This is a genomic window from Kamptonema sp. UHCC 0994 (assembly GCF_029167235.1).
In the GTDB taxonomy this organism is placed as follows: Bacteria; Cyanobacteriota; Cyanobacteriia; order Cyanobacteriales; family Microcoleaceae; genus Kamptonema.
In genome coordinates, this window is record NZ_JARFTR010000035.1 from 56,959 (window position 1) to 62,958 (window position 6,000).

The 6,000-nt window shown below is 44.3% G+C and carries 6 protein-coding genes; 1 reads left to right on the top strand and 5 read right to left on the bottom strand.

Annotation, left to right across the window (positions count from 1 at the left end; translation table 11 throughout):
• Positions 1-21 precede the first annotated feature (21 nt).
• The gene (locus PY364_RS03000; RefSeq protein ID WP_275520443.1) at positions 22-1,128 is read left to right on the top strand and encodes a hypothetical protein; all 1,107 of its coding nucleotides are present in this window, start codon (positions 22-24) and stop codon (positions 1,126-1,128) included.
• A gap of 19 nt (positions 1,129-1,147) precedes the next feature.
• Here the strand turns inward: PY364_RS03000 and PY364_RS03005 are convergent, their stop codons facing one another.
• The 5 genes from PY364_RS03005 to PY364_RS03025 form a co-directional block, all read right to left on the bottom strand.
• Positions 1,148-2,941, bottom strand: a complete 1,794-nt coding sequence (locus PY364_RS03005) for a pentapeptide repeat-containing protein (RefSeq protein ID WP_275520430.1) — start codon at positions 2,939-2,941, stop codon at positions 1,148-1,150.
• Between the two features lie 170 nt (positions 2,942-3,111).
• Positions 3,112-3,531 (bottom strand): type II toxin-antitoxin system VapC family toxin, encoded by a 420-nt coding sequence (locus tag PY364_RS03010; protein ID WP_275520433.1) that lies wholly within the window; start codon positions 3,529-3,531, stop codon positions 3,112-3,114.
• On the bottom strand, positions 3,531-4,196 hold the full coding sequence (locus PY364_RS03015) for an STAS-like domain-containing protein (RefSeq protein ID WP_275520435.1): 666 nt from the start codon (positions 4,194-4,196) through the stop codon (positions 3,531-3,533). Before PY364_RS03015 ends, PY364_RS03010 begins: the two co-directional genes overlap by 1 nt.
• 118 nt (positions 4,197-4,314) lie before the next feature.
• Positions 4,315-5,376, bottom strand: a complete 1,062-nt coding sequence (gene aroF / locus PY364_RS03020) for a 3-deoxy-7-phosphoheptulonate synthase (protein ID WP_275520437.1) — start codon at positions 5,374-5,376, stop codon at positions 4,315-4,317.
• Between the two features lie 70 nt (positions 5,377-5,446).
• Complete coding sequence (locus PY364_RS03025; RefSeq protein ID WP_275520439.1) at positions 5,447-5,899, bottom strand: PAM68 family protein; 453 nt, start codon at positions 5,897-5,899, stop codon at positions 5,447-5,449.
• Positions 5,900-6,000: the final 101 nt, after the last annotated feature.

Sequence of the window (6,000 nt, forward strand, 5' to 3'; positions counted from 1 at the left end):
GTCCAAGACACCAATGGGCTAATGCTATCCAAAACTCAAACTGACTGGGCTGCTGAAATGGCTTCCGATCAGGTATTTTACCTGATTGATACCGTTCTGCCTTTTGAAGCCTGCCTCTACTATCAAGTTCTGCCTCTCTCCCTAGAAGGTAGCATTTTTAAACTGGGCATTGTCGATCCGCAAGATGACTTAGCCTTAGACTACGTGCGCCGAATTTTAGCTTACATGAATTGCTCAGTGGTGACACAGCCAATTTCCTCTGAAGCTCAGCGATCGATGCTTTCGGCTTACTTGTTCCACACCAGCCAGCCACAGGAAGCAACAACAAAGGGAAGTCAAGAGGGAACAACTGTCAGAACTGCTCAGAATGCTACTGAAACTGTCGCTGATGATTCCACTCTCATTGTGTCAGTTCAGGAGCGTGTTGATGGGTACAAACCTCCAACTCGGACAAGTGAAACATCCGCACCTGCAATAGCTAAACCGAGTAGATCTGAGGTTTCAGAATCGGAGACGCTGGATGTTTTAGATGTGCAAGCTTTATATTTATCCAGTCCCGTTGAAATTCTGGCTACTTTGCCACCAAAACAGTTATTACCAGAATTATTAGCTAGAGTTTTAGAGAAGGGAATTGGCCGACTATTTTTTGAGCGGCAGCAATTCCAAGGTAAGATTTTATGGAGTCAGGATGGGGTTTTAAAATCAGTATTGGAAGGTTTAGATGGAAATATATTTCAAGGGGTAATTAATGAGTTAAAGCTGTTGACTCAATTGCCTTTAATTCCGCTGGAAGCACCTCAACAGGTGGAGATTGAACGAGTTTACAAGCAAAGTCATTTGCTCTTGCGGTTGCGAGTGATGCCTGGGAATTACGGAGAGGAAGCGACGCTTCAGGTTTTGCGGGGAGCAGCTTTGAGGTTTTATCAACAGCAACAGTTATCTAATTTGAATCGGGATGCCTTACGGCTGGCGGAACAGCTTCAGCGGAAGGTGAATCAAATTCGCGATCGCACTCGTCTTGCTACTATGCCTGTAGATATTTCCGCTTTAGAACAGTTGCTTAAGAGTGTAGATCGGCAGCTTGAAGCTTTGATGGCTGAGAATAAACTTCATCATCCCGATACTTAAATGAGGGATAATTTTTGAATTATTGACTTTTGCAGTACCACTCGCACTGGTCACACCGCCATTTAAGATATTCAACTTTTGGCCAATTAGTTTGATTGACGGGAAGTTGTAGCGATTTTCCGTGAAATTCTTTGTAGTAGCTTTGACCTAAGCTGGGGGCAATCTGTACTGTCATTGTTACAGGGTTGATTGTAATCAGGTTGAGGTCAAAAAGGGTATGAATATCTGCCCGCAATAGTAACCCATTGGAGGGGTGATTGTTTTCTGTTTCAATGTACGGGATAATGTGGGCAGCTTCTAAAGCTTCGACTGCATCGCATCCGGTGATAGCACAGTGATAGTTATAAGCTAGGAGTAAATATTGGCGAAACTGATATTGTCCTTGTCTGCGAGCAATTGATATGGTGATTCGCTCTTGAGCTTTTTTTAGACTTTTTGGTGTGAAGTCTTCTTGAGATTCCAGTTGTTGATAAGCTTGAGCAAGTTCGTCAACTTTAGGATTAATAGGCTGCTGAATGACATGGGTAATTTTCGGAGTTTCTTCCTTAGCAGTGATTTCAGTAACAATTTCTGGGACGCTTTTGTTTAAAGATGGCGGTTGTTCTTGATTAAGATTTGGCAGTTCAGGGTTATTAATCTCTGGTAATTTTAGAGCGACCTCTGAGTTAATCTCTTCAGTTTGGGAATCTTCTGTAATATCGCGAACTCCTGCTGCTAAAGGATCAAAGTTTTCGGGAAATATAGTTTCTTCATTGGCTATAGCATTTTCAAGGTTTGCCCCTGAAAGGTTTGCCCTTTTGAGGTTTGCCCATTGGAGGTTTGCCCCTGAAAGGTTTGCCCCTTGGAGTTTTGCCTTTTTAAGGTTTGCCCATTGGAGGTTTGCCCCTGAAAGGTTTGCCTCTTGGAGTTTTAAGCTTTGGAGTTTTACATTTTTAAGGTTTGCCTTTTTAAGGTTTGCTCCTTCGAGGTTTGCCCATGGGAGGTTTGCTCCTTCGAGGTTTGCTCCTTCGAGGTTTGCCCCTTCGAGGTATGCCGCTTTGAGGTTTGCCCCTGAAAGGTTTGCACTTTCAAAGTTTGCCGCCCATATCCGATCTGCCCCTGAAAGGCTTGCCCCTATGAGGTTTGCCCCTTTGAAGTTTGCGCTTTCAAGGTTTACGCCATAGAGGTTTACCCCTTTGAGGTTTGCCCCTTCGAGGTTTGCCCCTTCGAGGTTTGCCCCTGAAAGGTTTACCTCTTCGAGGTTTGCCCCTTCGAGGTATGTCCATACGCATTTGAGGTCTGCCCCTTCAAGGTTTGCCCCTTTAAGGTTTGCCCCTTTAAGGTTTGCCTCTTTGAGGTTTGCCCCTTTGAGGTTTGCCCCTTGGAGATATTGTCCTTGGAGGTTTGCCCTTTGGAGATTTGCCCCTTCGAGCTTTGCCACTTTGAGCAATCCCGATTGGAGATATTGTCCTTTGAGGTTTGCCCCTTCGAGGTTTGCCCCTTCGAGGTTTGCCCCTTGGAGATATTGTCCTTGGAGGTTTGCCCCTTGGAGGTCTGCCCCTTGGAGATTAGCTCCTTGGAGGTTTGCCCATTGGAGGTCTGCCCCTTGGAGATTAGCTCCTTGGAGGTTTGCCCATTGGAGGTTTGCCTTGAAAAGGTCTGCCCCTTCGAGCTTTGCCCCTTCGAGCTTTGCCCCTTCGAGCTTTGCCCAGTTGAGATTTGCCTCTTTGAGGTTTAAACGTGAAAGGTTTGCCCCACTCAGGTCTCTATTCGAGAAATCTCTAATTCCTCTTGCATAATCATTCTCGATTTTATTACGTTCTAGATCCACCATGTTTTATAACTTAGCCACCTGTATCTAACATTATTTTAATTATATAGTTAACGATAAAAATTTTTAAAACAGAGAAATCGGCTCAAAAATTTCTCTACGTTTAACTTTATCACCTATGATTATCTGGTAAAGGTAGTGAGCGATATTGCATTAATTAGCGTAATTCCTGTTTAAGCTACAGTCCAATCTTCTAATATCAAATTAGGCACTTTAGCAAAATCTCTTTGATTGCGTGTGACTACAACGGCATTACAAGAGAGGGCTATCGATGCTATCCTTAAATCTTGAGTACCAATTCTAACTTTTTGACGTTGTAATTCCAAATAATAGTTATCCGCAATTGTGTCAAAGTTAATTATGGGAAAATCCTGCAAAAAACGAATAGTAGAACCTAGCCTAGTATAAGCTGATATTCTTTGCTCAGAAGAAGTAGCCTGTCTAATTACATTCAGGCGACCACGCATTTGTTCTTCCCAAGTAATTACTGTTATTACTGTTTTTCCCACAGGATATCTATTGAATCGTTCAACTATTAAAGGTTGCTCTCTCTCCAACAAAGAAACATGATCGGTATCTAATATTCTTAGCATTAATGTATTTCTACCCCCTCATCAAGTTGTCGAAAATACTCCTCATCTAATTCGCGACGATACTCAGCAATATAAGCCAACATATCATCAAAAGTTGGATCGTCTTTAAACATACCCACTATTTGAAATATGTGATTATCGGGATTTTCACGCCGGAGTTTTTCTAACTCTTCAGGAGTAAGCTGTCGATTCAAAGTTTCGGGATCTCGTAAATAATCCTTTTTGATTTGAATAATATGATTAACAAATTCCAAATCCTTTTCGGTAATATCCACTAGATGCAAACAAGATTGTATCTGGGATTCAGGAAAATGCTCATACAACTGACCGATAGCCTTAGTAATAAATGACCAAGTAATTCGCTTAATATTTTGGAAAGATAAAATTACTGTTTTACCATGATTAAATGCTTCTGCAATTAGGGGATAAATTACCTGACCTTCATGTTCAAAAGTTAAGTCAGATTTGCCTAATACCTGATCGAGGCTAATATTAATATTGGCATTATTACGCTCTGATTCTGGTTGATATTCCTGGGATTTTGCGGCTGGTACTTGCAAGGCGGCAATTAAATCCATTACCGCCCGTTGGTGTTCAGGAGATAGAGTCCTTAATTGGACAATTATCTCCTGTTCATTGGGGCTTATTTGAGTTATTTGAGTCATGGTTAAATTACCTCAATTGTTTAGTCTAAATTATACATTATTTACTAATCAACAAAAAAGTAGGTTGGGTTTCACTATGTTCCACCCAACCTACCTCTTATTTACTGACACTTACAACCTAAGCCAACACAGGCACAGGCTTTGGCCAACGATTCATTACTTTACCAATGACAGCCAACTCACCCACCAATTGATCGAACTGATCTGGTGTCAAAGATTGCGGCCCATCGGATAACGCCTTCTTCGGATTCGGGTGTACTTCAATCATCAACGAATCTGTACCAGCCGCGATCGCAGCCATCGCCATCGAGGGCACATACTCCGCCAAACCAGTCCCGTGACTAGGATCGATCATAATCGGCAAATGTGTCAGCCCCCGCAACACCGGAATCACCGACAAATCCAACGTATTCCGCGCATACTGGCGGTCAAACGTCCGAATACCCCGTTCGCACAAAATCACATCAGGATTACCAGCAGCCAAAATATACTCAGCCGCCATCAGCCATTCTTCAATCGTCGCCGACATCCCCCGCTTCAGCAGCACAGGTTTATTCCGCGCCCCTACCTTCTTCAACAGCGAGAAATTCTGCATATTTCGGGCACCCACTTGGATCACATCGGCTACTTCCTCGATCGCATCCAAATCAGCCGCATCCATTACTTCCGTAATAATCCCTAAACCGCTAGCTTCCCGCGCCGCCGCCAACAGTCCCAGAGCACTTTCGCCGTGTCCTTGGAACGCATAAGGCGAAGTCCGAGGCTTATAAGCACCACCGCGTAGAAAATGAGCACCAGCAGCTTTGACCCGCATCGCTGTCTCAACGATCATCTCCTCATTTTCCACCGAACAAGGCCCAGCCACGATCGTCAGCGGGTGATGTAAGCCAATGGGTACGGTTCCTGCGGGAGTAGACACCAACACCTCACTCGGTTCACCCTGGCGGTACTCCAGAGAAGCCCGTTTATAAGGACGTTCTACCCGCAACACTTCCTCAATCCAAGAGCTCATTTCCCGCAATTGCAGCGGTTCCAGTTCAACAGTATCGCCGACCAGACCGATCACAACCTTATAACGCCCGACAATTTTTTCTGGAGTCAGACCCCAAGTTGTGGTTAATTCTTCATTAAGCTTGTCAATTTCGACCTCTGGAGTGCCGGCCTTCATCACAATAATCATTTTTGTTCGTTGGTAATTGGTTAACAGTTAAACAGTTAACAGTTAACCGTTAACAGTTAACCGTTAACAATTAACTTTTTGGCTTTGCCGATCGCCACGCCGCCCGCATCCGTCCAAAATTGGTATTGAATTCTTCCCAACCAATGATGCTACCCGGATTTTCTTCATCCCAAGATGCAGAGAGGACACCGTAACTCAGCCCTAAAACCCCTAAACCGAAACAGCCCATGCTCAAAAGTACAACCACTGAGTTTGGTAAAGCCAACCAGCCCTTACTCACAACTAAATAACTGGCAATAAACGTTGAAATTCCGGCTGCTGTAGGTACGCCGCATAATAGTGCCATGCGGCGGATCATGCGTTTGCTGACCACATCTGGAATCGACATTGATGCCTGTGAGGTTAAGGGCTGCTTTGTGTCCTCAGCGGCCTTTACCTGCGTTTCTGGGGGGGCTTTAGGCTTTTTTTTCGTTTTTTTAGCCGGTTCAAAGGGCAACCGCTCTTTAGAAGGTTCTGAGGACATAGAAGAAGGGGCTAGGGGCTAGGGGCTAGGGGCTAGGGGAAGAAGAAGGGGTTATGGGCTAGGGGCTAGGGGCTAGGGAAGGAGGTACAAGTAGAAGCGGG